Origin of the sequence: Citrobacter sp. wls708 (assembly GCF_005281255.1) — a bacterium.
In the GTDB taxonomy this organism is placed as follows: Bacteria; Pseudomonadota; Gammaproteobacteria; order Enterobacterales; family Enterobacteriaceae; genus Citrobacter; species Citrobacter werkmanii.
Genome location: NZ_SZXE01000018.1, coordinates 341,415 through 364,578, shown reverse-complemented (window position 1 = coordinate 364,578; position 23,164 = coordinate 341,415). Strand labels below are relative to the sequence as shown.

Sequence of the window (23,164 nt, the reverse complement as noted above, 5' to 3'; positions counted from 1 at the left end):
TGACCGGAAGGTCTGGATGCCGCCTCACTTTCTTGCGCAGCAGAATAGTGTATGTTCTGAACAATCATTTATTTCTTAAGCGGTAAAGAGATGAGACGGATTGAGATAATACTGGGAGAGCTGGAACGGCTGACGCGAGGACTGAATCTTGCCCAACTGGCGCAGGAAACGGCGTTCACCGCGGAGGCCATCGGCTTTAATCTTGGGCTGGCGCGTAACTCGGTCAGTAAAGATCTCAATCAACTCTGGAATGACGGTCTGGCGATTAAAAGTCGCGGACGTCCGGTATTCTTTCTGCATCGTCAGACGATTGAAACGCTGCTGGGACGCAAACTGGATGAGTCCGAGCGCGAAGTGCAAACCGTTGCCGATCTGTTGCCTGTTCAGGAAGCCCAGGCGACAGACGATCCCTTTTTCGGCCTGATTGGTTACGATCGCAGCCTGCGCGATGCGGTGGAAAAAGGCCGCGCGGCGGTGCTTTATCCCCACGGGCTGCACGTTCTGCTGACCGGTCCTTCCGGCGTGGGCAAAACCTTTTTCGCCGAACTGATGCACCGTTTTGCCTGCGAACGCGCGACGGGAACACCGCCACCGCTGGTCTATTTTAACTGCGCGGAATACGCCCATAACCCGGAGCTGCTCTCTTCACATTTATTTGGCCATCGACAGGGGGCCTTTACCGGCGCAAACGAGAATAAACCGGGGCTGGTCGAGCAGGCTGACGGCGGCTATCTGCTGCTCGATGAAGTGCATCGTCTGCCGTATGAAGGTCAGGAAAAACTGTTCTCAATTCTCGACAAAGGCGAATACCGACCGCTGGGTTCCAGCGCCGTGGCGCGCTCAATTTCGGTCCGTCTGATTTGTGCGACCACTGAACCGGTCAGCTCGGCGCTGCTGCGCACCTTCCAGCGACGTATTCAGGTGTGTATCGACTTACCCGGCATTCGCCAGCGCTCGGTGGAAGAGCAGGTTGAGCTGATCGTCGGCTTTTTACAGCGTGAGAGCCGCAAAATCGAGCGCACGATAAGCATCGACCGTACCCTGCTGCTCTGGCTGCTGAACAAGCCGCTGGAAGGCAATATTGGTCAGCTCAAGAGCGACATTCAGTTTCTCTGCGCCCAGGCCTGGGCCTCGGGGATGACGGAACACAGCGATACGCTACAGCTGGATAAACGTCTGGCAGAAATGCCGTTTAACGCCACGCCGGAACAACGCCTGCTGGTGGGAGCGCTGTTTGAAGGCAAAGAGCACCTAAGCATCGACGCCCGTACGCTGCCCGCACTGAAAAATTCGCTGGCGACCGGAGCCGAAATTGAAGAGAGCGATCTCTTTTACAGCTTCCTGACCCGGGAATATATCAACCTGCGTAACAGCAATGTTCCGCCAGCTGAAACCCTGGCGATACTTAAAAACAAACTCAGCTCGATTTTTGAATACGGTCTCTACAGCCGCGACAGCGTGGCGCATCCCCCGCGCTATGGCGATCAGATTGAAGAACGCGTGACACTACTGATCGGCTGCGTTGAGCAAGTGCTTGGTTTCACGCTGCCGGAGAATCTGGTTAACCCGCTGCGCAAACACTTTCTGGCGCTGATTGGCTACGTGCAGCGCGGGCTTATTCCCCAGCTTTATTCTTCCAGCCTGATCCTCGATCGCTGTAAAGATGAATACGAAAACGCCACGCTGTTATGCCGAAAAATCAACGAACTGCTGCATATTCAGTGTCCGGCGACGGAGGTGGTCTGGCTGTGTCTGTTCCTCAAAGAGTGTCGGCATTACCGCCAACGAATTGATGCCAGCCCGGACTGCGGGGTGATTTTGATTGCTCACGGCGCGACGACCGCCACCAGCCAGGCGCAGTATGTGAATCGCGTGCTGGAGCGCGAGCTGTTCAGCGCTATCGATATGCCTTTCGAGCAGTCGGTGCATGATACGCTGGAAGCCCTGACGCAGATGATCCAGGCCCGGCAATATCGCCGACTGATCCTGATGGTGGATATTGGCTCATTGGTCCATTTTGGCAGCACCATCAGCAAACTATTCCAGATAGACGTTCTGTTGATGCCAAATATTACGCTCACCAGCTTGTTGGAGGTAGGACTGGATTTAAGCTATGAAACCAGTGAGTTACCACCGCTGGCGGCATTAATGCAGAGCAAAAATATTCCCTGTCAGCTCTGTACGCCGCAGCAGGAAAACAGCGGGAAAGTGCTGGTCATCTCCTGTATTACCGGTATGGGTACGGCGGAAAAAATCAAAAAGGTGCTGGAGGAGAGCTTCGGCGAGCTGATGTCGCAGGACACGCGGATGGTGATCCTCGACTACAACGAAGTCCGCAGCCTGGAGCGCGTTCAGCAGGCGATTAACGCCAGCGAGCGTCTGGCGGGGATCGTTGGCACTTTCCAGCCGGGACTGCCGGACATTCCGTTTATCTCGCTCGAGGAGTTGTTCTCCGAGCAGGGACCCGAACTGGTGCTCAGCCTGCTGACGCCGGATCTCTCCAGCAGTGAGCGTCGTCTGGAGATGGAGCGCAGCGCAATGCGTTTCATCAGCGCATTGACCATGGAAAGCATCATCAACCATATTTCGGTGCTTAACCCGCAGCGCATTCTGAAAGAGATGGAAGGTGTGCTGAATCATCTGACCACCGCGCTTTCGCTAAAACCGAGCCGTCAGGTGACACTGCGCTTCCTGATCCACTGCTGCTGTATGGTTGAGCGTATCGTGATTAACCGCAAACCGTTACAGATGGCGTTAGAGAACAAGCCGGATCTTGATATCCGCGCGTTTAGTGTCATTAAATCTGCTTTCCTGCCGATCGAAGAGGCCTATGCCATTCGCTTATCGGACGCGGAATATTTTTATATCTACGAACTGCTGTATAGCTAATCTCTTGTCTGGTGGGGCTTTGCGCCCCGCCAGCATCCACAACTCCCCCGCGTGACACAAATTCTGGCACAGCCTTTGCTCTGTTGACCTATGTCTATGTAATCGAGCCAGGAGGCCATTTTGACTACCACTGAATCCTTGCCCCAGATCCTGCTGCTGACCCATGGCGGCTGGGGACAACAGCTTTGTAACAGCCTGCGCATGGTGATGGGCGAAATTAAAGGCGTGACAGAAATTGCGCTGATGCCCGTCGATACGTTGGGCGAGTTTTATCAGCGTGTCGAAGACGTGGTGAAAACCATGCCGGAAGGCTCACTGATTCTGACCGATTTTGTGGGCGGCACGACGTCGAATGTGGCGGCGCGGCTGAGTGCGGATTATCCGGTGGCGGTTATTTCCGGGTTGAACGCATCGCTGCTGCTGGAAGCACTGGACAAACGTGAACAGGGTTCACTGACTACCTGCGTCAGCGAACTGGTGGAAGCCGGACGCAGCAGTTGCCTGGACGTTGTCGCTCACGTCCGTCAATTACAACAATCACAATAAGGAAAATCATCATGGCAAACATCGTTTTATGTCGTATCGATAGCCGTCTGATTCATGGCCAGGTTGTGACTAAGTGGGTTGGACAATCTCAGGCAAACCGGATTGCGGTGGTTAGCGATGAGCTGGACGCCGACCCATTTATGAAAAATATCTACCTGATGGCAGCGCCGCCAAATATCAAAGTGGATTGCTTTGGTAACCAGAGTTTTGCCGCCGCATGGAAAGAAAATCAGCTTGGTGACGGCAAGGTCCTGGTGCTGTTCCCCTCTCTGGCGGCGGTCCTGGAGGCGGTCCAGTTGGGTTTTGATGTCTCCACCATTCAGGTCGGTGGGCTGGGCGGTGGGCCAAACCGCAAAGCGGTATTCCAGAACATCACGCTGGATGAAAAAGACGTCGGCATTCTGAGCGACCTGAAAGATCGTGGGATTCAGGTGTTCTTCCAGACTATCCCGGAAGATAAGCCGCAGTCGCTGGACGATATCCTGAAAAAATTCTAATTCGTTGATAACAGGGTACTTAACTATGGATACTTTAGTCTTTGCAAGCCTGATGGGGTTGTATTACTGGTTTGCCCGATTACGCCTTGGCTACACCTTTTCCGCCATGCTGCTGCAGCCGGTGGTGATTGCCGTATTCGTTGGCCTGCTATTAGGCAACATGGAAACGGCGATGATCATCGGCGCAGGTATGCAACTGGTTTACCTCGGCGTGACCTCTACGCCGGGCGGCAACGTCCCGTCGGATCCGGCGCTGGCTGCCTGTATTTCAATTCCTATCGCCGTGAAGGCCGGAATGGACCCGAACCTGGCCATCGCACTGGCGATCCCGTTTGGCGTTATCGGTGTGTTCCTCGACCAGTTGCGTCGTACGTTAAACGCCGCGTGGGTACATATGGCCGACAAGCACGCGGAAACGGCCAACATGGCGGGGATTATGCGCTGTGCGTTCCTCTACCCGGCGTTACTCGGGCTGGTGCTGCGTTTCCCGGTGGTCTTTGCCGCTAACTATTTTGGTCAGGACGTGGTGGAAAGCTTCCTGAAGCTGATGCCGCACTGGCTCACACACTCCTTTGAAATTATGGGCGGCATTCTGCCGGCGCTGGGCTTTGCCATCACCATTATGGTGATCGGTAAAAAGAGCCTGCTGCCGTGGTTTATCGGCGGATTCTTTGCAGTGCTGTACCTGAAGGTGGACATCATGGCGATGGCAATCTTTGGTACCTGCGTGGCCTTCCTGATTAAAGGTCTGGCGAAAAATGAAGGAGCAGCATGATGAGCAGCGACGTAATGCAGCATGAACTGGTGGAGCGTGCACGTGAAAGCGGCACGCTGACCAAAGCAGATATCACCAAAGCCTGGTTTATCTACTGGCTGGGTGCGGAAGTTTCCAGCTCCTATGAGCGTTTGCAAAGCCTGATTTTCTGCGCCTCGATGACACCGATCATCAAAAAACTATACCCGCAAAAAGAGGAGCAGGTGGAAGCGCTGAAACGCCATCTGAACTTCTTCAACTCGGAGCAAACGTTCGGGGCGGTGATTCAGGGGATTTCCATTGCGATGGAGGAGCAGAAAACACGCGGCGAGCCGATTAGCGACGCTTCGATCACCGGGATTAAAACCGGCTTAATGGGGCCACTGGCCGGGATGGGCGACTCCATTATCTGGGCAGCCGTTATGCCGCTGTTAATTGCTATTTTCATCCCGTTCGCCGCCAATGGCAGCGCGATGGGCGGAATTGTACCGTTAATTCTCTATCCTGCTATTACGCTGGCAATCAGCTACGGCATGGTCCACAAAGGTTATACGCTGGGGCGTGACTCGATTATCGGTCTGCTGCAGGGAGGGCGAATTAAGGAGCTTATCTACGGTGCGAACGTGCTGGGTCTGATCATGATGGGCGCGCTTTCTGCGAGTTACGTCAAGATCACCACCCCGCTAAAACTCAGCGCCCTGAAAGGCTCTGAAGTGGTGGTTCAGCAAATTCTCGACTCTATTGCCCCCGGCCTGTTGCCGCTGGCGGCGGTGTTCGCCATCTACTTTTATCTGGTGAAGAAAGGGCCACGTTACACCACGATCCTGCTGTCAATTGTGGCGCTCAGCGTGGTTTGTTCGCTGTTGGGAGTGCTGTAAGCCATGACACAGAATATTTATCAACAACTGGGGCTAAAACAGGTCATTAACGCCTGCGGCAAGATGACGATTCTGGGCGTTTCCAGCGTAGCGCCGGAGGTGATGCAGGCCACCGCGCGGGCGGCCTCATCCTTTGTTGAAATCGATCGGCTGGTGGACCGCACCGGCGAGCTGGTTTCCCGCTATACCGGCGCGGAGGACAGCTATATCACCTCTTGTGCGTCGGCGGGTATTGCTATCTCTGTCGCCGCAGCCATTACCCGCGGCGACCCGGCGCGAGTCTCGCTAATGCCTGAAAGCACTGGTATGGCGAATGAAGTGGTCATGCTGCGCGGGCATAACGTTGACTACGGGGCGCCAATCACCAGCGCCATTCGCCTAGGCGGTGGTCGCGTGGTGGAAGTCGGCTCAAGTAATCTTGCGGCCCGCTGGCAGTTGGAGAGCGCGATTACCGATAACACCGCCGCGCTGTTGTACGTGAAATCGCACCATTGCGTGCAGAAGGGCATGTTGAGCATTGCGGATTTTGTGCAGGTCGCGCAGGTTCACAATCTGCCGCTGATTGTTGATGCCGCCGCCGAGGAGGATTTACACGCTTGGGTGGCGAGCGGGGCGGATATGGTGGTCTACAGCGGGGCAAAAGCCTTTAACGCGCCGACCTCCGGGTTTATCACCGGTAAGAAACAGTGGATTGCCGCGTGTAAAGCGCAGCACCACGGGATTGCCCGGGCGATGAAAATCGGCAAAGAGAATATGGTCGGGCTGGTGTATGCCCTGGAAAACTATCATCAGGGGCAGGTCGTGCTGACTGCTGAGGAACTCCAGCCCGTGGCACAGGCGATATCAGCGATTCCCGGACTGGACGCCGATATCGAACAGGACGAAGCCGGACGCGCCATCTGGCGGATTCGGATCCGGGTGAACGCGCAGACGCTGGGGCAGGATGCTTATGCTGTCGAAGCGCAACTTCGCGGGGGGGATATCGCGATTTACGCTCGTCGTTACAACCTTCATCAGGGCGTTTTTAGTCTTGACCCGCGTACGCTCGCAGAAGGGGAAATGGCGTTGATCGTAGCGCGATTAAAGGAGATTGCAGACCATGCAGCACATTAATTTTTATCGGAATAAAGTGGCCATTAACGTGCTGGCGAAGGATATCGCCAATGCCCGGGAAATCTATGATGCCGCTGAAGGCCATGCGGTGATCGGCGTGCTTTCCGCGCAGTTTACGTCAGTTGATGAGGGCGTTCGGGAAGTTAAACGCTGGATGACGGAGGTGCCGTCGATCTCCGTCGGATTGGGGGCTGGCGACCCGGCACAGTATTACAAAGCGGCGATGATAGCCTCAGCGGTTCACCCGGCTCACGTCAATCAGACCTTTACCGGCTGCGGGTTTGCGGCAGGGGCGCTGGCGGCCACGGGCGGCGAACAAACCCATATCAATGCGCTGGTCAGCCCGACGGGCACACCGGGGGAAGTGCTGATCTCGACGGGCGTTTGCAGTAGCCAGGGCACGCCAGCCCGCGTTTCCTGCGATGCAGCGGTACGGATGATGTTGGATTCAGGGGCGCACGCGGCGAAGTTTTTCCCCATGGGGGGAGAGCGGTCGCTGCCTGAGTTGTATGCGCTGGCGACGACCGCTGCGCGCAACGGCATGACGCTGATTGAACCGACGGGCGGGATCGATCTCGATAACTTCGGCATTATCCTGAAAACCTGTCTGGAGGCGGGAGTGCCCCGCGTGATGCCGCATGTTTACAGCTCGATTATCGATCCACAAACGGGTAATACCCGGCCTGAAGATGTCGCCAGGTTAATGGAGATAGTGAAAGAGATGGTGTGACGTTGTTATCGCCGGATGGTGCATAAAAGATGCCTGGTAAGCGTTAGGTTTCACCGGGCATTTTTGCGAACACCATTCCCGGAAAATGAATACATTGCAAAAGTATGTATTTATTCGCCAAAGCGCCTCGCAGATGAAGAGTTTCCCTAATGTGGGTTGCGCTGCTGGCGAGTAAGGTTCCGTCATCTTGTTCTTTTGGTGACGGATCGCCATGAAAAATCCTACAACTTCTACCCCGCATGATGCAGTTTTTAAAAAGTTCTTAAACCATCCAGAAACGGCGAGGGATTTTCTTGATACCTATCTCCCAGCGTCATTGCGTGAACTTTGCGATCTGAACACACTGAAGCTGGAATCCGGGAGTTTTATTGAGGAAGACCTGCGTGTCAGCTATTCCGATGTACTGTGGTCACTAAAAACAAGGACTGGAAAAGGCTATATCTATGCGTTGATTGAACACCAGAGTTCGCCGGATGCGCATATGGCGTTCCGGATGATGCGTTATGCCATTGCCGCGATGCAGAGCCATCTTGATGCCGGAAACAAAACGCTGCCGCTAGTGGTGCCGATACTTTTTTATCATGGCGTTGCTAGCCCGTACCCTTTTTCACTGTGCTGGCTGGATGAGTTTGACGATTCAGAAACTGCGCGGCAGCTTTATGGCGCGGCTTTCCCGCTGGTAGACATCACAGTGGTGTCTGATGACGAGATTATGCAGCATCGGCGCATGGCGCTACTGGAACTTGTCCAAAAGCATATACGTGAGCGCGATTTGATGGTGCTGGTCGATAAACTGGTTGCTCTGCTGATTAAGGGACACGCTAATGACAGTCAGGTAGAAACGCTATTTAATTACCTGGTACAGTCCGGCAGCGCACCGCGTTTTGAAGCGTTTATTCGCGAGGTTGCCAGGCGTGTTCCCAGGCATAAGGAGAAATTAATGACGATTGCAGAATGCTTACGTGAGTCGGGGCGAAGAACAGGATTGCTGGAAGGCAAACTCGAAGGCAAAAAGGATGAAGCGTTGCGGATCGCCCATGCCATGCTTGAGAAGGGCATCGATCGTGAACTGGTGCTGATGATTACCGGGCTTTCCATTGATGAGCTCACGGCACATTCTGACTAATTATCCTTTTTTCCATTATGCTTTTTTCTTCTTGCTGATGCTTTTTCGTTTTTTAAACCGCAGTGGCCTTCCCGCTATAGTCATTTCATTACTCATCAGGCGGTTATTTTAAAAGGATAAAAACGTGAAACTGAAGATACCTCATTTTGCAGCCGGGACGGTGGTATTACTGGCGGGATTATTGCTGGCAGGGTGCGATCAGCAGAGCAACGACGCAAAACATATTAAAGTGGGCGTGATTAACGGCGCAGAGCAGGACGTGGCGGAGGTCGCGAAGAAAGTAGCCAAAGAGAAATACGGCCTGGACGTCGAGCTGGTGGGCTTCAGCGGTTCATTATTACCCAACGATGCCACTAATCATGGTGAACTGGATGCCAACGTCTTCCAGCATCGTCCGTTCCTTGAACAGGATAATAAAGCGCATAACTATAAGCTGGTGGCGGTGGGAAATACCTTTGTTTTTCCAATGGCCGGTTATTCGAAGAAAATCAAAACGGTAGCAGAACTGAAAGACGGCGCAACGATTGCAATACCTAACGATCCGACCAACCTTGGGCGGGCGCTGTTGTTGCTGCAAAAAGAAAAGCTAATCACCCTGAAAGCGGGGACAGGCCTGCTGCCTACGGCACTGGATATTACTGATAATCCACGGCATCTGAATATCATGGAGCTGGAAGGCGCGCAGCTACCACGCGTACTGGACGATCGGAAAGTGGATGTGGCGATTATCAGTACCACTTATATCCAACAAACCGGACTTTCCCCGGTGCATGACAGCGTATTTATCGAAGATAAGAACTCGCCGTATGTGAATATCCTGGTGGCGCGAGAAGACAACAAAGATGCCGAAAACGTGAAAGAATTTCTGCAATCTTATCAATCACCGGAAGTGGCAAAAGCGGCGGAATCCATCTTCAACGGCGGCGCGGTTCCGGGCTGGTAATTAACCCGTTGCCGCGCCGGTTGGGGTTAAACCGCTCTGGCGCGGCGACGTGAGTCCATTGAGATCAGCACTACCGACGAGAGGATCAGCATCGTGCCCAGCCAGTCAGGCAGGGTGAACGTAATGCCTAACAGCAGCAGAGACAACAACGCGCTGCTTAGCGGTTCCGCGCAGCTCAAAATGCTCGCTTTCGGGCCGCCAATCATCTGCGCACCTTTCAGGTACAGGCTAAACGTTAGTGACGTACCGATAACCACCAGATAGAAAAATGCCAGAATCAAACTGCCATTAACGACAAAGTTTGTTCCCTGCCCTGCATAAAACGGCAGCAGGATCATCCCGCCAATTAACATACTCCAGCCAACAACCGGCAGCGTACCGTAGCGCGCGATAAGCGTTGAAGGGTAGGTGGTATAAAACGCGGCGGCAAATGCGGAGGCAATTCCCCAGAACAGCGCGGCAGGTGAGATAGACAGCGATGTCGGGTTACCGTGGGTGACCAACAGGAACGTGCCAATGAGCGAGGTCAGGATCGCGGTTAGCACCAAAATGCCTGGTCGCGCTTTACGTACTACGGAAAACCACGCCACGATGATGGTTGGTGACAAAAATTGCAGTACCGTCGCGGTGGCGGCGTTAGATTTTTCAATAGTTAACAGAAAGGTCAACTGTACGGTAAGCGCGCCTACCACCGAGAAAATCAGCAGGCTAACCGCGTCTTTGCGGTTTTTGATAATGGAGAATACTTTGTCGCCGTGAACGAAGGAGAGCATCAGCAGAATAAGTCCGGCGAAAATCAGACGCGTCATGGTCAGGAACTGAGATGACATCTGACTTTGCTCCATGATGTACTGTGCACAAACGCCCGAACTTCCCCATAATACGGCGGCAATCAGGACGTTCATCATCCCTCTTCTGGTGGAACCCATCTTTCCCTCGGCATGTTGTTTTGTTTTATTTGTGTGCAGGCATCATAGCAGAGATAGCTGCGATTTCTGCCAGCACATCCGCAATCAGCCAGTCATTAAAGATTTTCACTTCCGGACGCATTACCGCATGCTGCGGCGTGACGATGTAGTATGACCACGTCAGCGGCCAACGGGTGTCGGGGTGAAGTTGCACCAGCTGTCCGTCGGTAAGTAACTGCTGAACCAGTGCCCGACGAACGATAGCCACCCCCTGACCGCTGATTGCCGCCAGGATCACCGCAGAGGTGGAGTTAATGTGCAGTCCACTGTCGCGGACGGCCGGGGCATGGGTAGCGTGCAAGACATCATCCCACGCAGGAAAATGAGCGCCGGGGTGGGGGGTGTCGTCGTGGATCAGCTTTTGCGCGGCCAGCCATTCCCCGCAGGCGATTTTATCTACCGGTACCATTCGTGGGCTGCAGACCAGAACGGCTTCTTCATCCATTAACCAGGTTTTATTGACGCCGGGCCAGTCACCTTTGCCGCAGCGTACGCCCAGATCGGCTTCGCCGTGGGCGACATCCATCAGCTTTTCCGTCACATTCAAACGTAATTCGATGTTTTCATGCGTTTGTGAGAAACGATTGAGACGACTCATCAACCAGTTCATGACCAGGACCTGCGACGCGGTAATGATCACCACCGAGCGCGCCCGACGGCCGCGCAGTTTGTTGAGTCCGGATTCCAGGTTATCCAGTCCCAGAGTGATGTCGCGCAATGCGTCCTGTGCTTCGCTGACCAGCGTGAGACGTTCTTTGCCCGTGCGGGTGCGATGTAACAGTGGATGGCCTACCCAATCTTCCAGCGCACGCACCAGTTGACCAACGGCTGCAGGCGTCACGCCCAGTTCCTGCGCCGCGCCGGTGAAGCTGCCATGGCGGGCGGTGGCTTCAAAAGCGTGTAACCATTTTAGCCGATTGAGTGAACGCATCTGTTTTTTTCCATTCTTATTAACTGTTTCCAGTATACGCTAGCGAGATAGATTTTCTTTCTTGAGATGCTATTTCTTCTCAGTCGTCAACTCCTGAGCCGAGTGGCATCTTTAGCGCGTCAACGAATTCTTTAAACGAGGTTAACGATGAGCGCATTCTTTGCCGGAAAGAAATTATTAGTGGTGGGTGGGACCAGTGGGATGGGGTTCGAAACGGCGAAACTGATCCTCCAGGGCGGCGGTAGCGTGGTGCTGGTAGGTCACCGCGCCGAGAAAGCGGAACGGGCCCGTCAGGCGTTGGCGGAGCTGGGTGACGTCTCCGTCATTGTGGCAGATCTGATGTCGGAAGCGGGGGTTAGGCAGGTGATGGCAACGGTGAATGCTGATCATAAAGACATCAACCTGTTAGTGAATGCGGCTGGCGTGTTTTTCCCGAAACCTTTTACTGAACATGAAGTTGAAGATTATGAGCTATATATGAGCCTCAATCGGGCGACGTTTTTCATCACCCGCGATGTGGTACGCAATATGTTGGCAGACAATATAAACGGCGCCATCGTGAATATTGGTTCAATGTGGGCGCAACAAGCGGTGGGCGCGACACCTTCATCGGCCTATTCGATGGCCAAAGCGGGTCTGCATGCTTTAACCAAAAATCTGGCTATTGAGCTGGGTGCGCATGGGATTCGCGTGAACGCCGTTTCGCCAGCGGTCGTGCATACCCCCATCTATGAAGGGTTTATCCCGAAAGAAGATGTACAAGGTGTGATGAACAGCTTTGACAGTTTCCACCCGATCGGTCGGGTCGGTAAGCCGCTTGACGTTGCCGAAACCGTCGCGTTCCTGCTGTCAGACAAGGCGGGTTGGGTGACTGGCGCTGTCTGGGATGTCGATGGCGGTGTTATGGCTGGACGTAATAGCTGACAGGGACTGATGCTGCGCATTACAAAACGCCTGCTTATACGAAACAGGCGTTTGTGCAAGATCGGAAAAGTTAAGCGCGCTGAGAGTCCAGCAGCTCGTTATTTTTCACAACATCCTGGGCTTTGGTATAGCTTTCAATTAGTAACTGATAAGCCGGGAAGATTTTGGTATAGACTTCAGCCCATTCCGCTGCGTCTTCCCGATTCCAGGTTTTCTGCAGTTCAGACGCAACCGCGGCAGTATCCATCGGCACGACACCAGCCTGTACGACGCGGGCCATGGTGATCTCCTGCGCCATTTTGCTGTAGGTACCGGAAGCATCGATGACGGCAAAGACTTTATAACCTTCTGCTACCGCGCTGATGGCCGGGAATGCCATGCATACACTGGTGATGGTACCAGCAATAATCAGCGTCTTACGGCCTGTCGCTTTTACTGCCGCAACAAACTCTTTGTTATCCCAGGCGTTAATTTCACCTTTGCGTGCGACATAATGTGCGTGAGGCGCGTTCTCATGAATTTCCGGAATAAGCGGACCGTTTGGCCCCTGCGGCACAGAGGCGGTGGTAATCACCGGCATTTTGCATAAGGTGGCGATTTTTGCCAGAGCCGTAGCTCTTGCACGCAGTTCAGTCATTGGCATATCGCCAACGGTCTGGAACAGGCCGCTTTGATGATCGATAAGCAACATAACTGCGTCATTGACATCAATCACTGGGCGTTGGCCATTAAAATTAGCGGGTGTAGACATGATCCATTCCTTGTTGTTGCTTTTTGCAGGCTATCTAACCTGCAGTAAAGTCTAAATCGCCTGGGCGATATCCATTTTTGCTCTACAGTTCATTAACCATTATTGACATCTTCATGGTTAATTTCAGGGGGAGGCTAAAGCTATCTTTATCAGAATTGCCTTAGTGAATTAATTTCCTCCTGCCCCATTAAAATAACAATACTTGTTATTATGAAATTATATTTCTGCATTCATATTATTTTATGGTGTGTACTGGAAGTAAGGGGATGAAGATTCGGCGGGTGTTTCTGACTGATTTATTTTTATATGGTTATTATTATTGTGAAATAAAATGAATATTAACGATATATCTTCAATGTCAATTTTGTGACTAATGCCACGGTTTTCCAGAGGATAATGATCATGTCTATTTTATTTTCTAAGTTATTATTGAGTTAAGTAAATTCTCAAGTTGATATTTATTGTGCTCCCCCGAACAGCAGAGGAGCACGGTATTAATATTACGGCTCAATCGGCGTCAGATAATCCAGTCGTAGCGGCTCGGCCAGTAGATCGTTCATTTGCAATACAAACGACTGGAAATGCGGTAGGGCGATATGTTCGTCCAGACCAGCCTGACCGCGCCAGGATTCGCGCACATAAAATACATCTGGCGTGTCGCGTAACTGGAACAACGCATACTCAATATTGCCCTCCTCCCGGCGCGTGGGCAGTAAGAGAGCTTGTAGCGCCTGTTTCAGTGCATCGATTTTCCCTGGTTTGGCTTTCAGTACGGCAATAATTGAAATCACTTCTGCATCAGACATGTTAAAACGCCTCCAGCACAATCTTGCCGACCGAGCGACCCGTTTCAATTTGCGCATGCGCTTTTTGCAGATTCGCCGCCGTGATCGCGCCAAAATGTTCACCCAGCGTGGTATGGATGGTGTGGTCGTCGATCAACTGGGCCACGCGGGTCAATAGCTGATGCTGGGCAATGATGTCGTGGGTGGTAAACATCGAACGGGTAAACATAAACTCCCAGTGCAGCGAAATGCTTTTGGCTTTCAGCGGACGCGCATCAAGGGTTTGCGGATCGTCAATCAGCGCCAGTTTCCCCTGTGGAGCCAGGGCAGCAATAATTTGCGAGTAGTGCTGTTCGGTATTATTCAGGCTGGCAACGTGCGTCACCTCTTTAATACCTATCCGTGCCAGCTCTTCCGTCAACGGCTTGCTGTGGTCAATCACATGATGAGCGCCCGCTTCACGTACCCATTTCTGGCTTTCCGCACGTGATGCGGTACCAATGACGGTCATTTTGGTCAGCTTACTGGCCAGTTGCGTCAGAATAGAACCCACGCCGCCAGCCGCGCCGACAATCAGTAACACATCGCCTTCGTTGCCGTTTTCCTCAATGCCCAGGCGGTCGAACAGCATTTCCCAGGCGGTGATTGCGGTCAGCGGTAGCGCTGCCGCAGAGGCGTTATCCAGCGATCGCGGCTTCAGCGCGGTGATTCGTTCATCAACTAACTGAAATTCGCTGTTACTGCCCGCACGTCCCAGGGCCCCGGCGTACCAGACTTCATCGCCAGGCGAGAACAAAGTAACGGCTTCGCCCACGGACTTCACCACACCAACGGCGTCCCAGCCCAGTACGCGCGGCACATCAGCGTTAAAACCTTCGCGGACCTTGGTATCAACGGGGTTGACGGAAATGGCCTTTACTTCAACCAGCAGGTCATGTCCGCTGGCGACCGGCATGGGCAGCTCAATCTCTTGTAAAAATTCAATGTTATTGCCGTCGGTCGCGGCGCGGGTAATGGCGATGGCTTTCATATTCTCTCCGGTCACAGGAATCAGTTGAATAATTCGATGGTAAACCGGCAGCAGAACGGGAAAAATAGCCCTACGGCGACAGGACTTATACTCGGGGAGTGAAAATGTTCCGGCTTGAAGATCTCACGTTGTTTGTCCGCGCCGCGGCGCTGAATAGTTTTAGCGATGCGGCACGCGAAGCCGGCGTCCAGCCTGCTCAGGTCAGTTCTGCTATCAAGCGCCTGGAGTCTACGTTGACTATCCGCCTGTTCGCTCGCTCCACGCGCAGCCTGCGCCTGACGCCGGAAGGCGAGATTTGGTTGCCCTATGCCCGCCAGATGCTGGACGTGATGCATGCCGGGCTGCAAAAAATTCAGACCCCGGAAGATGAAGTTTCTGGCACGCTGCAAATCGCTGTTCCTTCCGATCTTGGGCGGAATTTGCTGCTGCCGGTCTTTCAATCTTTTCGACGCCGCTATCCTGCGCTGCGTTTGCGGATCTTTTTCTCCGATCAGGTGACGGATGTCTTTAAAGATCCTGTCGACGTCGCATTTCGTTATGGCAATACCGAAGATGCGTCATATATTGCGCTGCCCGTTGCGCCGGGTAACCGACGCGTGCTGGTGGCGTCACCGGATTGGATTTTACAAAACGGTGCGCCGAAAACCCCGGAAGATTTAGCGCAACTGAACGCCATGACCTTTGTCTTACGTGGACGCCTGCACGACCGCTGGACTTTTACGCACGACGGCGAGGTCAGCAGTGTGCAGGTCAACGGCACGATTATGAGCGATGATGCCGAAGTGATCCGACGGCTGGCGATTGCGGGTGAGGGGATTGCCTACAAGTCGTGGCTGGATGTTAGCGAGGATGTACGCGAAGGGCGATTGCAGCTGCTGATGACGGATTATCAGGGAGAGAAAGTCCCGCTGAATATGATTTGCCCGCATCGTAAGCAGCTTTCAACGGCGGTACGCTTGCTGCATGACGCCGTGAAGGCGCGATGTGAAATGCTGGCGCAGAGCTAAGATACGCTTTGCGCCAGTACATTACTGCGGTGTGACTTAGTCTTTTTTCGCTGCGTTAGCAAAGAAAATATCAGACTGAATGTCTTTGGTGCGGATGGTAAACAACTGATTAGTGAGATCTTCCGTTAACTTCTCTGCATCAGCCATTATGCGCAGGTTGAAGTCATTCAGCATTTTATCTGCGGCAGGTTTATTGGTTTTCGCCATCTTCAGATATTCTGCTTCGACCTCTTTTTGCTCCTTCGCCACTTTATCTTCCCACGCTTTGTAGGCCTTTTTGACGATTGGCGCGAGCTTCGGATAATCGGTCATCGTCAGCGTCTGCAATTTACGATATTTCCAGTAGATGGATTGATCGTCAGCCTTATCTGTACCCATTGTATAGTTGGCCGGATATGCTTTCAGGCCGCTGTAGTACGGAACAAAGGCGGTGAGATCGGCCATACCCAGACCAATGTAGGTTGTTTCACCGATCTCTTTTGGCAACCACGGACGTACCTGCATAACGTGCGCTTCATAGGTGCGGAAGACGCTGACCGGACGCCACGGCTCTTTACCGTTCAGGCCGTTGGTGTACGGGTCATGACTGGTGCCTTCATAGTGGCTACGCAGCACGGCTTTTACATCGTCCAGCGTCATTTTCTTCTCTGGCTTCATGAAGACCGGGAATTCACGTCCTTTGGCCATATCCTGATTTGCGGAAGGATTGAACGTTTTCTGGATGGCCCATACGCGAGGATCGTTATACGTACGGTCACGCTCGTCATCACGGGTATAGGCTTTAGAGAAGTTGAATTTGCCATCTTTCGCCGGTTCGTACAGACCTTTTTCCGTTGCGAACTGAATCAGATTTTTTGACGCCATCATATCCGGGTTTTTAGGATCGTAATCCTGTAGGCGGCCCTGATTACCGGTGGCGAAATATTGGTTATTAGGCAGGCGCTGCGCCATCCACTGGTGGCCGCTGCCGGTTTCCAGGTACCAGATCTCGTTATCGTCGACGACGGCAACGCCAAAGCCTTCGCCCGCACCGACGGTTTCAACAATATGTCCCAGCAGCGCAACGGCGTCACGTGCGGTTTTGCTCTGCGACAGCAGAATATCCGGGATATCGTCTTCAGTGATCCCTTTATCCTCAACGTACGGGTCGGCGGCCAGCGCTTTTGGTGAAGCAAAAATAGATTCTGTTCCACTCACACCGACGCCCAGTTCGTTAAATCCGGTCGCGCCGTGCAGTTGAGTTTTCCAGTTTGGGACGGTGGTATAACGCAGAGAGTTTTTCGGCAGTGGCCAGGTAAAATCATTCGCGCCATTATGTGCTTTGGTGCTGTATACCCCGGTCTGATTCTGTTTTGCCGGATGAATGACAAAATGCTGTGCTTTCAGGGCATCGCTGTCTGCGCTACGGGCGACCAACATGGAGCCGTCCGCGGATGCTTCATTGCCGACCAGCAGGGTCGTACAAGCAAAACCTGATGAAACAACCGCCAAATTTATTGAAAGTGCAATCAGGCACTTTTTAAAAGTAAACATTACGTATCCCTCATATGTACGCCAAAAATACACCGGAAACATACCGTTTCCTGAAATGCGATAACGTCTGAATGCTCAGACATGTCTCGCGAGAGAGATAAACGCCCCTGCCCACGTCTTCTCCAAATATTCATGCGTAGGTTGAAGTCTTCTGGACAAAATAAAACGTCCATTTCGCTTAATTATTACGCAACGAATATCCTGATATTCAGGATGTTTCCTGATTCGCGGTGAAGAATAGAATGGCTTATTAGTGGATTCAGTGACCTGTGTCGCGTAAGTTAATGATGACAAAAGTGAATCCTGTGGCAGCACCGTGCTTTTTGTTTCCGGATATGACGTTACCTTTTGCGGCAATACAGCGAGGGAACATTGGAACTGGCGAAAATCCATGCGCCCTTATACTCCTCCATGACCAGGCTCAGGCTGCGTCCGGTCTGCCGATAAAACCCGGGCAACGTATTGTTGATATCCGCTTCATCGGCCGTGTCGGCGAAGGTTTTGACGACTTGCATGGCCTGTAACACCCGCGCATCACGCTGTTGGGTGTAGCTGAAATAGATGTTCCTGCTGATGTCTGAGGTATTACGCCCATACAGTTTACCGGTAATTGTTGATAAACCTTCCTGGTTGTACATCCGAAATGAAACCGTACCGGCAAAGCGGTTGCTGCCAATATTCCATTCAACGTTCCCAACGCAATTCAGCGGCTTTTCGGCATAGCGCGAATACCATAGCCAACTGCCTGAACCGAGCAAGGTAGCCAGGCCAATAGTGAGCAAGATTATGTGGCGTGTTTTTTTCATTGCCCGCGCATCCAGTAATAATGGGTAGTACAAAATGCGTGGGCATCAATCCGCGCATCTTTATCGCATACAAATGCCACCATCCTTTCTGCTTTGAGGTAGCCGGATAGAAACACGTGTTTGTTGTTTTCACAGAGAAAAGGATGAAGTTGCATCAGACTGAAATAGCCATGCTGGTCGTACTCATTCGGAGAGTAATAAATTTTGCAGTTTTGCCGCGAAGGGATCTGCATGGAAACAGAGACAAACTTACTAAATGGCATAACCGGGCGAGTCTGATACCACACCAGCCAGATAACCAGAGTGGCAATAACAACACTAACGCTAAATAAAATGTTCCACCAGGAGATCTGCGTCGTTTGTTGTGGTGCGGTAAGAATTACCTTTGCAGGCGCGCGCTCCTCAATAACCGGTGACTGGGAAACGTCACTCTGAGGGTCCGTTATCACTTCTACCTGAGTGTTTTCATTCAATCTCAGCCCTCGCCGGGAAATAGTTTTCACCGTATCACGCGGTAGTCCCACTTCCGCCAGCGCATTACGTAACGTCAGAATTGCCTGGTAGAACGTGTTGGTGCTGGTGACATTATTTCTCTCTCCCCAACCCACTATCATCAACGTGTTCTGGGAAACAATGTCACTTGCGTGAGTAATTAAATAGAGAAAACAGAGCGAAGCTGGGAGCTGGAGTTGTATTGTGCGCCCGGTCTGACGATTGACCAGACTTTTGCTATCAGGATTAAATTCGACCAACTGATTGATAAGATACAATTGCCCAGCCCTCAGTAACCAAAACGTATCACAGCGTGTCCTTGCACACCCCTTAAATTTTACATCCAAATCGATAAGACGCCTCTATCTTTGTACATGATCTAAGATAAGAATTTCACTTAGGGGGTAAAAATCCTTCAAATACAATATGTTATTAACTTAATTTCTTAGGTGGGAATTAGCTAATGTTAAATAATGAGAATTCATTACAGTTTTATCTGGGTTATCATTATATTTATCCACAGAGCAACAAGGGTGATTGAGTTATCTGAATTGTGTAATTAACGAGTAACCTTTACAGCGGTTATTTTTTAGCAAATAGTGCTTTTTTAAGATTTATCCTAGGGTTTTAATTTATGCATAAAATTCCTAATGCCCAGATTGTTATTCTGAGATAAAACACAAAAAAACTTAGCGGTATGGCATTGCTTACCGTACGTACATATTAGCGCATCAAGAGTTTATTACATTTTTTTAGGGTTGCTGTTATTAACTGACAAGGAATGTCATACGTGTCGGATTGACACATTTATTTACCGATGAAATATTTATGGAAAAATAACAGGAGTCATTTTTTATGAACAGATCCCCATCACAGAGTATTCGTTGCATAAGCTGTGAATTATCCTGTCAATTATTTCCGGATACTGCGGTACGCGCCAGCTACTGTCACCGTGCCGCTTTTGCGATCTGGCCTGAGGGAAACGGTTTTCTACAACGAGGCGTTATTGAAAAACTTTTGCTTAATAATCAAAACCATTTATCCCGCGGGTTTATTTTTGTGGATTTCTCCTTCCCCAACCTGCGCCTGTTCGCTGACCCGAAATGGGTTGACCGTCTGGCGTATAGCGGTATGCATATTGTTTTGATTGCGGACCGGAACCTGGCGCCGTTAGCCAATTACTGGCTGTCGAAAAGCAATAAAATACAAGGCATTATATATTCTGATGATGATGATGACGTACAGCATCAGAAGATGAGACGATTATTTACGGGTCATCTCGCTAACAGTAAACGTGGGCGCACACTCAACTATACAGAAATGATATTACTGAAGCGATTTGTCTCAGGAAAAAGTATTCAGCAAATTACCCAAATAGATAATATTGATATTAAGAAAATATACGTCTATAAGCTCCGGCTTGAAGATAAGTTGGGCCATAGTATTCATCAAATACTATCGAATATTTTATAACGCATTTCTGATTTTTATTATTTCACATCCTTGCGATGTGGTGGACGCTCTACGCCTGATAGCAGGAGGCTAATATGCCAAATCCCAAATCTTACTCTCGTATTGCCATCGCGGTTTCAGCCGCATTAACGTCTATGGTATTTTCAGCCCATGCAGCCTGGGTTGATGTTGATAGTCTTCCTTCCAGCGGTCTGGTTAGCAGTCTGCCCCCGGAATTGCAGGCAATAATCCCTGCGCAGGCCAATGCCAATTTCGCTAAAACCAGCGCCATGCCAAATTATGTTTATCAGTGGAGTGCGGGCACCATTCCTGTTTATGGTAATGGATTAACGTTAAATGGACCCGGTGCTGAAGCTTTTGAGCACTCTGTTACTGTTATTCAGAACAGCGCGACGGGTAGTCCGGGCGTTATTTTTGGTGACGACCTGACGATCCGCACCCAGTCAAAGAATGCCGCCAATAATGGTAAAGATGTTGACGGTATCCGCACGCATGGGGCCAATACGCCGGATAACCCGGTCTTTATCATCACCGGGGATCGCACCAGTATTTATGTAGACGGTCAGGATGGTGACGGTATTAACGCCGGTTATAACGCAATAGGCCAGGGCTGGATAGGCTCGGCTAATATCTACGTCGGTGATGATCTGTACATCAAAACGACGGGTAACCAGGGGCGTGGTGTCACCGCCAATGCCATGCGAGATGCGACGCTTGCCAAAAATACGATTGTCGTTGGCGATCGTGCGCATATTGTGACGACCGGCGACGGCTCTGAAGGTCTTCGCTCCGGGCAGAGCGGTTCCTCAATCCTGCTTGGCAATGACGCTACCATCGAGACGTCTGGCGCCTCCTCAACGGGCATTTATGCTGCCACATCTTCTAAAACGGAACTGGGTAATAACGCCACTATTACGGTTAACGGCGCGAGCGCGCATGCGGTCTATTCCACCAACGCGACCGTGAACCTGGGCGATAACGCGACCATTAGCGTGAACAGTTCTGGAAAAGCGGCTTCATACAGCAAAGCGCCACGCGGCCTGTTTGCGATTTCACGCGGGGCGATAAACCTGGCCGGCGGCGCCGCGATTACTATGGTGGGCGACCACAGTACTGAAAGCTATGCCATCAGCACCGAAACGGGCGGCACCGTAGACGGATCCGCCGGTGGACGCTTCCTTATCGACGGCGATCTTCATGCTGCCGGAGGGACAAACGCGACCAGCAGCCTGCCCCAGCAAAACAGTACGATTAAGCTCAACATGACCGACAACTCGCTATGGAGCGGGGCGTCTTATATCACCAGCGCGACCGCCGGGACGGGGGTCATCTCGCTGCAAATGAGCGATGCGACCTGGAATATGACCAACAGCTCAACGCTGACCGACCTGACGCTGAACAGTGGGGCAGTGGTTAACTTTGGCCATGCTGACGGCGAACCGTGGCAGACGCTAACTATCAATGAAGATTTTACCGGGAATGGCGGCAAACTGGTTTTCAATACCGTTCTGAATGACGATGCCTCCGAAACCAATAAGTTGACAGTGCTCGGCAACACGACGGGTAATGCCTTTGTGGCGGTGAACAACATTGGCGGTACTGGGGCGCAGACCGTTGAAGGCATTGAGATAATCGAGGTTGCTGGCAACTCTGACGGCACATTTGAGAAAGCGAGCCGTATTGTCGCCGGGGCGTACGACTATAACGTAGTGCAGAAGGGCAGCAACTGGTATCTGACCAGCTTCATTCCTGCTCCGCCCGATCCGGTGGACCCTGTTGACCCTGATCCCGTAGACCCGGACCCGGTTGATCCGATTATCCCTGATCCGGTCGACCCGGACCCGATCGATCCTGTGGACCCGGTTATTCCTGAGCCGGAAGAGCCTCATGTTCCGCCGGTCACGGAGCAACAGTATCGTCCGGAAGCCGGCAGTTATCTGGCGAACAACTATGCCGCTAACACACTGTTCATGACCCGACTGCACGATCGTCTGGGTGAAACGCAGTACGTCGACATGCTGACGGGCGAGAAAAAAGTGACCAGCCTGTGGATGCGTAACGTTGGCGCGCATACCCGCTTCAAAGACGGTAGCGGGCAGTTGAAAACCCAAAGCAACAGCTACGTCTTACAGTTAGGCGGCGATCTGGCGCAATGGAGTAGCGATGGCCTCGACCGCTGGCATATTGGCGCGATGGCAGGTTATGCCAACAGCCAGAACCGCACGCAGTCCAGCCTGACCGGCTACCACTCTCGTGGTCAGGTCACCGGTTACAGCGTGGGGCTGTACGGCACCTGGTATGCCAATGACGCAGACAAGACCGGCACCTACGTAGATACCTGGGCGCTGTACAACTGGTTTGATAACAAAGTGATGGGTCAGGAGCAGGCGACAGAGAAATATAAATCCAGCGGTATCACCGCCTCGGTCGAAGCCGGTTACAGCTTTAAACTGGGCGAAAGCGAGCGCAATAGCTACTGGCTGCAACCGAAAGCGCAGGTGGTGTGGATGGACGTGCAGGCCGACAGCCATCGCGAAGCGAACGGGACCCGCGTGAAGGATGACACCGATGGCAACCTGATGACTCGTCTGGGCGTGAAAGCCTTTATCAACGGCCATAACGCCATCGATGACGGTAAATCTCGCGAGTTCCAGCCGTTTGTCGAAGCCAACTGGATCCATAACACGCAGACTGCCAGCGTGAAGATGGACGATGTGAGAAACGACATGCGCGGCACGAAGAACATCGGCGAGCTGAAAGTGGGTGTTGAAGGTCAAATCACTCCGCGCCTCAACGTATGGAGCAACGTGGCCCAACAGGTTGGCGACAAAGGCTACAGCGATACCCGCGGTATGCTCGGCGTAAAATATAATTTCTGATGTAAGTGAGTAATGGAAAAGCCGCTGATTAACCGATCGGCGGCTTTATTACGTATGAAATATGATGGTTATTGCAGTTGTTCGGTAAAACCGAACAACTGCAATAAAA

General features: G+C 52.0%; 21 protein-coding genes. 13 read left to right on the top strand and 8 right to left on the bottom strand.

Annotation, left to right across the window (positions count from 1 at the left end; translation table 11 throughout):
- Window positions 1–90 precede the first annotated feature (90 nt).
- From dagR to nlpA, 9 genes are all read left to right on the top strand, one after another.
- Window positions 91–2,889 carry a transcriptional regulator DagR gene (dagR, locus tag FDW97_RS14995; protein ID WP_137351256.1) on the top strand — a complete coding sequence of 933 codons (2,799 nt, stop codon included), beginning with the start codon at window positions 91–93 and terminating at the stop codon, window positions 2,887–2,889.
- A gap of 120 nt (window positions 2,890–3,009) precedes the next feature.
- A complete protein-coding gene (locus tag FDW97_RS14990) occupies window positions 3,010–3,435 on the top strand; it encodes a PTS sugar transporter subunit IIA (protein WP_137351255.1) in 426 nt (141 codons plus the stop codon).
- 11 nt (window positions 3,436–3,446) lie between these two features.
- Entirely contained in the window at window positions 3,447–3,932 is a 486-nt protein-coding gene (locus tag FDW97_RS14985) for a PTS system mannose/fructose/N-acetylgalactosamine-transporter subunit IIB (RefSeq protein ID WP_137351254.1), read from the top strand.
- 25 nt (window positions 3,933–3,957) lie between these two features.
- Window positions 3,958–4,707: a PTS sugar transporter subunit IIC gene (locus tag FDW97_RS14980; protein ID WP_003023960.1), complete on the top strand. Its 750-nt coding sequence runs from the start codon at window positions 3,958–3,960 to the stop codon at window positions 4,705–4,707.
- Complete coding sequence (locus FDW97_RS14975) at window positions 4,704–5,564, top strand: PTS system mannose/fructose/sorbose family transporter subunit IID (protein WP_005121522.1); 861 nt, start codon at window positions 4,704–4,706, stop codon at window positions 5,562–5,564. Before FDW97_RS14980 ends, FDW97_RS14975 begins: the two co-directional genes overlap by 4 nt.
- A 3-nt stretch (window positions 5,565–5,567) precedes the next feature.
- On the top strand, window positions 5,568–6,677 hold the full coding sequence (gene dgaE, locus FDW97_RS14970) for a D-glucosaminate-6-phosphate ammonia lyase (RefSeq protein ID WP_137351253.1): 1,110 nt from the start codon (window positions 5,568–5,570) through the stop codon (window positions 6,675–6,677).
- Window positions 6,664–7,407 carry a 2-dehydro-3-deoxy-phosphogluconate aldolase gene (locus FDW97_RS14965; RefSeq protein ID WP_121529734.1) on the top strand — a complete coding sequence of 248 codons (744 nt, stop codon included), beginning with the start codon at window positions 6,664–6,666 and terminating at the stop codon, window positions 7,405–7,407. The genes dgaE and FDW97_RS14965 overlap by 14 nt, the downstream gene beginning before the upstream one ends.
- A 211-nt stretch (window positions 7,408–7,618) precedes the next feature.
- Window positions 7,619–8,533 (top strand): Rpn family recombination-promoting nuclease/putative transposase, encoded by a 915-nt coding sequence (locus FDW97_RS14960; protein ID WP_137346633.1) that lies wholly within the window; start codon window positions 7,619–7,621, stop codon window positions 8,531–8,533.
- 124 nt (window positions 8,534–8,657) lie between these two features.
- Window positions 8,658–9,476, top strand: a complete 819-nt coding sequence (gene nlpA, locus FDW97_RS14955) for a lipoprotein NlpA (RefSeq protein WP_069323679.1) — start codon at window positions 8,658–8,660, stop codon at window positions 9,474–9,476.
- Between the two features lie 26 nt (window positions 9,477–9,502).
- Here nlpA and FDW97_RS14950 read toward each other — a convergent pair whose 3' ends face one another.
- Window positions 9,503–10,405 (bottom strand): carboxylate/amino acid/amine transporter, encoded by a 903-nt coding sequence (locus tag FDW97_RS14950; RefSeq protein WP_069323680.1) that lies wholly within the window; start codon window positions 10,403–10,405, stop codon window positions 9,503–9,505.
- 25 nt (window positions 10,406–10,430) lie between these two features.
- Window positions 10,431–11,375: a LysR substrate-binding domain-containing protein gene (locus FDW97_RS14945; protein ID WP_121530043.1), complete on the bottom strand. Its 945-nt coding sequence runs from the start codon at window positions 11,373–11,375 to the stop codon at window positions 10,431–10,433.
- Between the two features lie 147 nt (window positions 11,376–11,522).
- On the opposite strand from FDW97_RS14945, the gene FDW97_RS14940 reads away from it, so the two are divergent.
- On the top strand, window positions 11,523–12,299 hold the full coding sequence (locus tag FDW97_RS14940) for an SDR family NAD(P)-dependent oxidoreductase (protein ID WP_137351252.1): 777 nt from the start codon (window positions 11,523–11,525) through the stop codon (window positions 12,297–12,299).
- Window positions 12,300–12,369: 70 nt separating this feature from the next.
- Here FDW97_RS14940 and FDW97_RS14935 read toward each other — a convergent pair whose 3' ends face one another.
- From FDW97_RS14935 to FDW97_RS14925, 3 genes are all read right to left on the bottom strand, one after another.
- Window positions 12,370–13,050 (bottom strand): hydrolase, encoded by a 681-nt coding sequence (locus FDW97_RS14935; protein WP_038635572.1) that lies wholly within the window; start codon window positions 13,048–13,050, stop codon window positions 12,370–12,372.
- A gap of 500 nt (window positions 13,051–13,550) precedes the next feature.
- A complete protein-coding gene (locus FDW97_RS14930) occupies window positions 13,551–13,856 on the bottom strand; it encodes a putative quinol monooxygenase (RefSeq protein ID WP_042311525.1) in 306 nt (101 codons plus the stop codon).
- A 1-nt stretch (window position 13,857) separates the two neighbouring features.
- Window positions 13,858–14,865, bottom strand: coding sequence for a zinc-binding alcohol dehydrogenase family protein (locus FDW97_RS14925; RefSeq protein ID WP_137351251.1), 1,008 nt, complete (start codon window positions 14,863–14,865; stop codon window positions 13,858–13,860).
- A gap of 104 nt (window positions 14,866–14,969) precedes the next feature.
- Between FDW97_RS14925 and FDW97_RS14920 the strand changes: the two genes are divergently transcribed.
- Window positions 14,970–15,872, top strand: coding sequence for a LysR family transcriptional regulator (locus FDW97_RS14920; protein ID WP_137351250.1), 903 nt, complete (start codon window positions 14,970–14,972; stop codon window positions 15,870–15,872).
- A 36-nt stretch (window positions 15,873–15,908) separates the two neighbouring features.
- Here FDW97_RS14920 and FDW97_RS14915 read toward each other — a convergent pair whose 3' ends face one another.
- The 3 genes from FDW97_RS14915 to FDW97_RS14905 form a co-directional block, all read right to left on the bottom strand.
- Window positions 15,909–17,405, bottom strand: a complete 1,497-nt coding sequence (locus FDW97_RS14915; protein ID WP_038642944.1) for a C69 family dipeptidase — start codon at window positions 17,403–17,405, stop codon at window positions 15,909–15,911.
- A 341-nt stretch (window positions 17,406–17,746) separates the two neighbouring features.
- Complete coding sequence (locus FDW97_RS14910) at window positions 17,747–18,211, bottom strand: hypothetical protein (protein ID WP_038635561.1); 465 nt, start codon at window positions 18,209–18,211, stop codon at window positions 17,747–17,749.
- The gene (locus FDW97_RS14905; RefSeq protein WP_085049165.1) at window positions 18,208–18,981 is read right to left on the bottom strand and encodes a transcriptional regulator; all 774 of its coding nucleotides are present in this window, start codon (window positions 18,979–18,981) and stop codon (window positions 18,208–18,210) included. Before FDW97_RS14905 ends, FDW97_RS14910 begins: the two co-directional genes overlap by 4 nt.
- Window positions 18,982–19,558: 577 nt before the next feature.
- Between FDW97_RS14905 and FDW97_RS14900 the strand changes: the two genes are divergently transcribed.
- Both FDW97_RS14900 and misL read left to right on the top strand, forming a co-directional pair.
- Window positions 19,559–20,176 carry a helix-turn-helix transcriptional regulator gene (locus FDW97_RS14900; RefSeq protein ID WP_038635555.1) on the top strand — a complete coding sequence of 206 codons (618 nt, stop codon included), beginning with the start codon at window positions 19,559–19,561 and terminating at the stop codon, window positions 20,174–20,176.
- 74 nt (window positions 20,177–20,250) lie between these two features.
- A complete protein-coding gene (gene misL, locus FDW97_RS14895; protein ID WP_137351249.1) occupies window positions 20,251–23,055 on the top strand; it encodes an intestinal colonization autotransporter adhesin MisL in 2,805 nt (934 codons plus the stop codon).
- Window positions 23,056–23,164: the final 109 nt, after the last annotated feature.

What these genes read in the sequence shown, in the direction of transcription:
- FDW97_RS14985 (WP_137351254.1), top strand. Translation starts at nt 3,447, where the DNA reads ATGGCAAACATCGTTTTATGTCGTATCGATAGCCGTCTGATTCATGGC.
- FDW97_RS14910 (WP_038635561.1), bottom strand. Translation starts at nt 18,211, where the DNA reads ATGAAAAAAACACGCCACATAATCTTGCTCACTATTGGCCTGGCTACC.
- FDW97_RS14940 (WP_137351252.1), top strand. Translation starts at nt 11,523, where the DNA reads ATGAGCGCATTCTTTGCCGGAAAGAAATTATTAGTGGTGGGTGGGACC.
- dagR (WP_137351256.1), top strand. Translation starts at nt 91, where the DNA reads ATGAGACGGATTGAGATAATACTGGGAGAGCTGGAACGGCTGACGCGA.
- FDW97_RS14945 (WP_121530043.1), bottom strand. Translation starts at nt 11,375, where the DNA reads ATGCGTTCACTCAATCGGCTAAAATGGTTACACGCTTTTGAAGCCACC.
- FDW97_RS14900 (WP_038635555.1), top strand. Translation starts at nt 19,559, where the DNA reads ATGAACAGATCCCCATCACAGAGTATTCGTTGCATAAGCTGTGAATTA.
- FDW97_RS14965 (WP_121529734.1), top strand. Translation starts at nt 6,664, where the DNA reads ATGCAGCACATTAATTTTTATCGGAATAAAGTGGCCATTAACGTGCTG.
- FDW97_RS14915 (WP_038642944.1), bottom strand. Translation starts at nt 17,405, where the DNA reads ATGTTTACTTTTAAAAAGTGCCTGATTGCACTTTCAATAAATTTGGCG.
- FDW97_RS14975 (WP_005121522.1), top strand. Translation starts at nt 4,704, where the DNA reads ATGATGAGCAGCGACGTAATGCAGCATGAACTGGTGGAGCGTGCACGT.
- FDW97_RS14930 (WP_042311525.1), bottom strand. Translation starts at nt 13,856, where the DNA reads ATGTCTGATGCAGAAGTGATTTCAATTATTGCCGTACTGAAAGCCAAA.
- FDW97_RS14960 (WP_137346633.1), top strand. Translation starts at nt 7,619, where the DNA reads ATGAAAAATCCTACAACTTCTACCCCGCATGATGCAGTTTTTAAAAAG.
- FDW97_RS14935 (WP_038635572.1), bottom strand. Translation starts at nt 13,050, where the DNA reads ATGTCTACACCCGCTAATTTTAATGGCCAACGCCCAGTGATTGATGTC.
- misL (WP_137351249.1), top strand. Translation starts at nt 20,251, where the DNA reads ATGCCAAATCCCAAATCTTACTCTCGTATTGCCATCGCGGTTTCAGCC.
- dgaE (WP_137351253.1), top strand. Translation starts at nt 5,568, where the DNA reads ATGACACAGAATATTTATCAACAACTGGGGCTAAAACAGGTCATTAAC.
- FDW97_RS14980 (WP_003023960.1), top strand. Translation starts at nt 3,958, where the DNA reads ATGGATACTTTAGTCTTTGCAAGCCTGATGGGGTTGTATTACTGGTTT.
- FDW97_RS14950 (WP_069323680.1), bottom strand. Translation starts at nt 10,405, where the DNA reads ATGGGTTCCACCAGAAGAGGGATGATGAACGTCCTGATTGCCGCCGTA.
- FDW97_RS14920 (WP_137351250.1), top strand. Translation starts at nt 14,970, where the DNA reads ATGTTCCGGCTTGAAGATCTCACGTTGTTTGTCCGCGCCGCGGCGCTG.
- FDW97_RS14925 (WP_137351251.1), bottom strand. Translation starts at nt 14,865, where the DNA reads ATGAAAGCCATCGCCATTACCCGCGCCGCGACCGACGGCAATAACATT.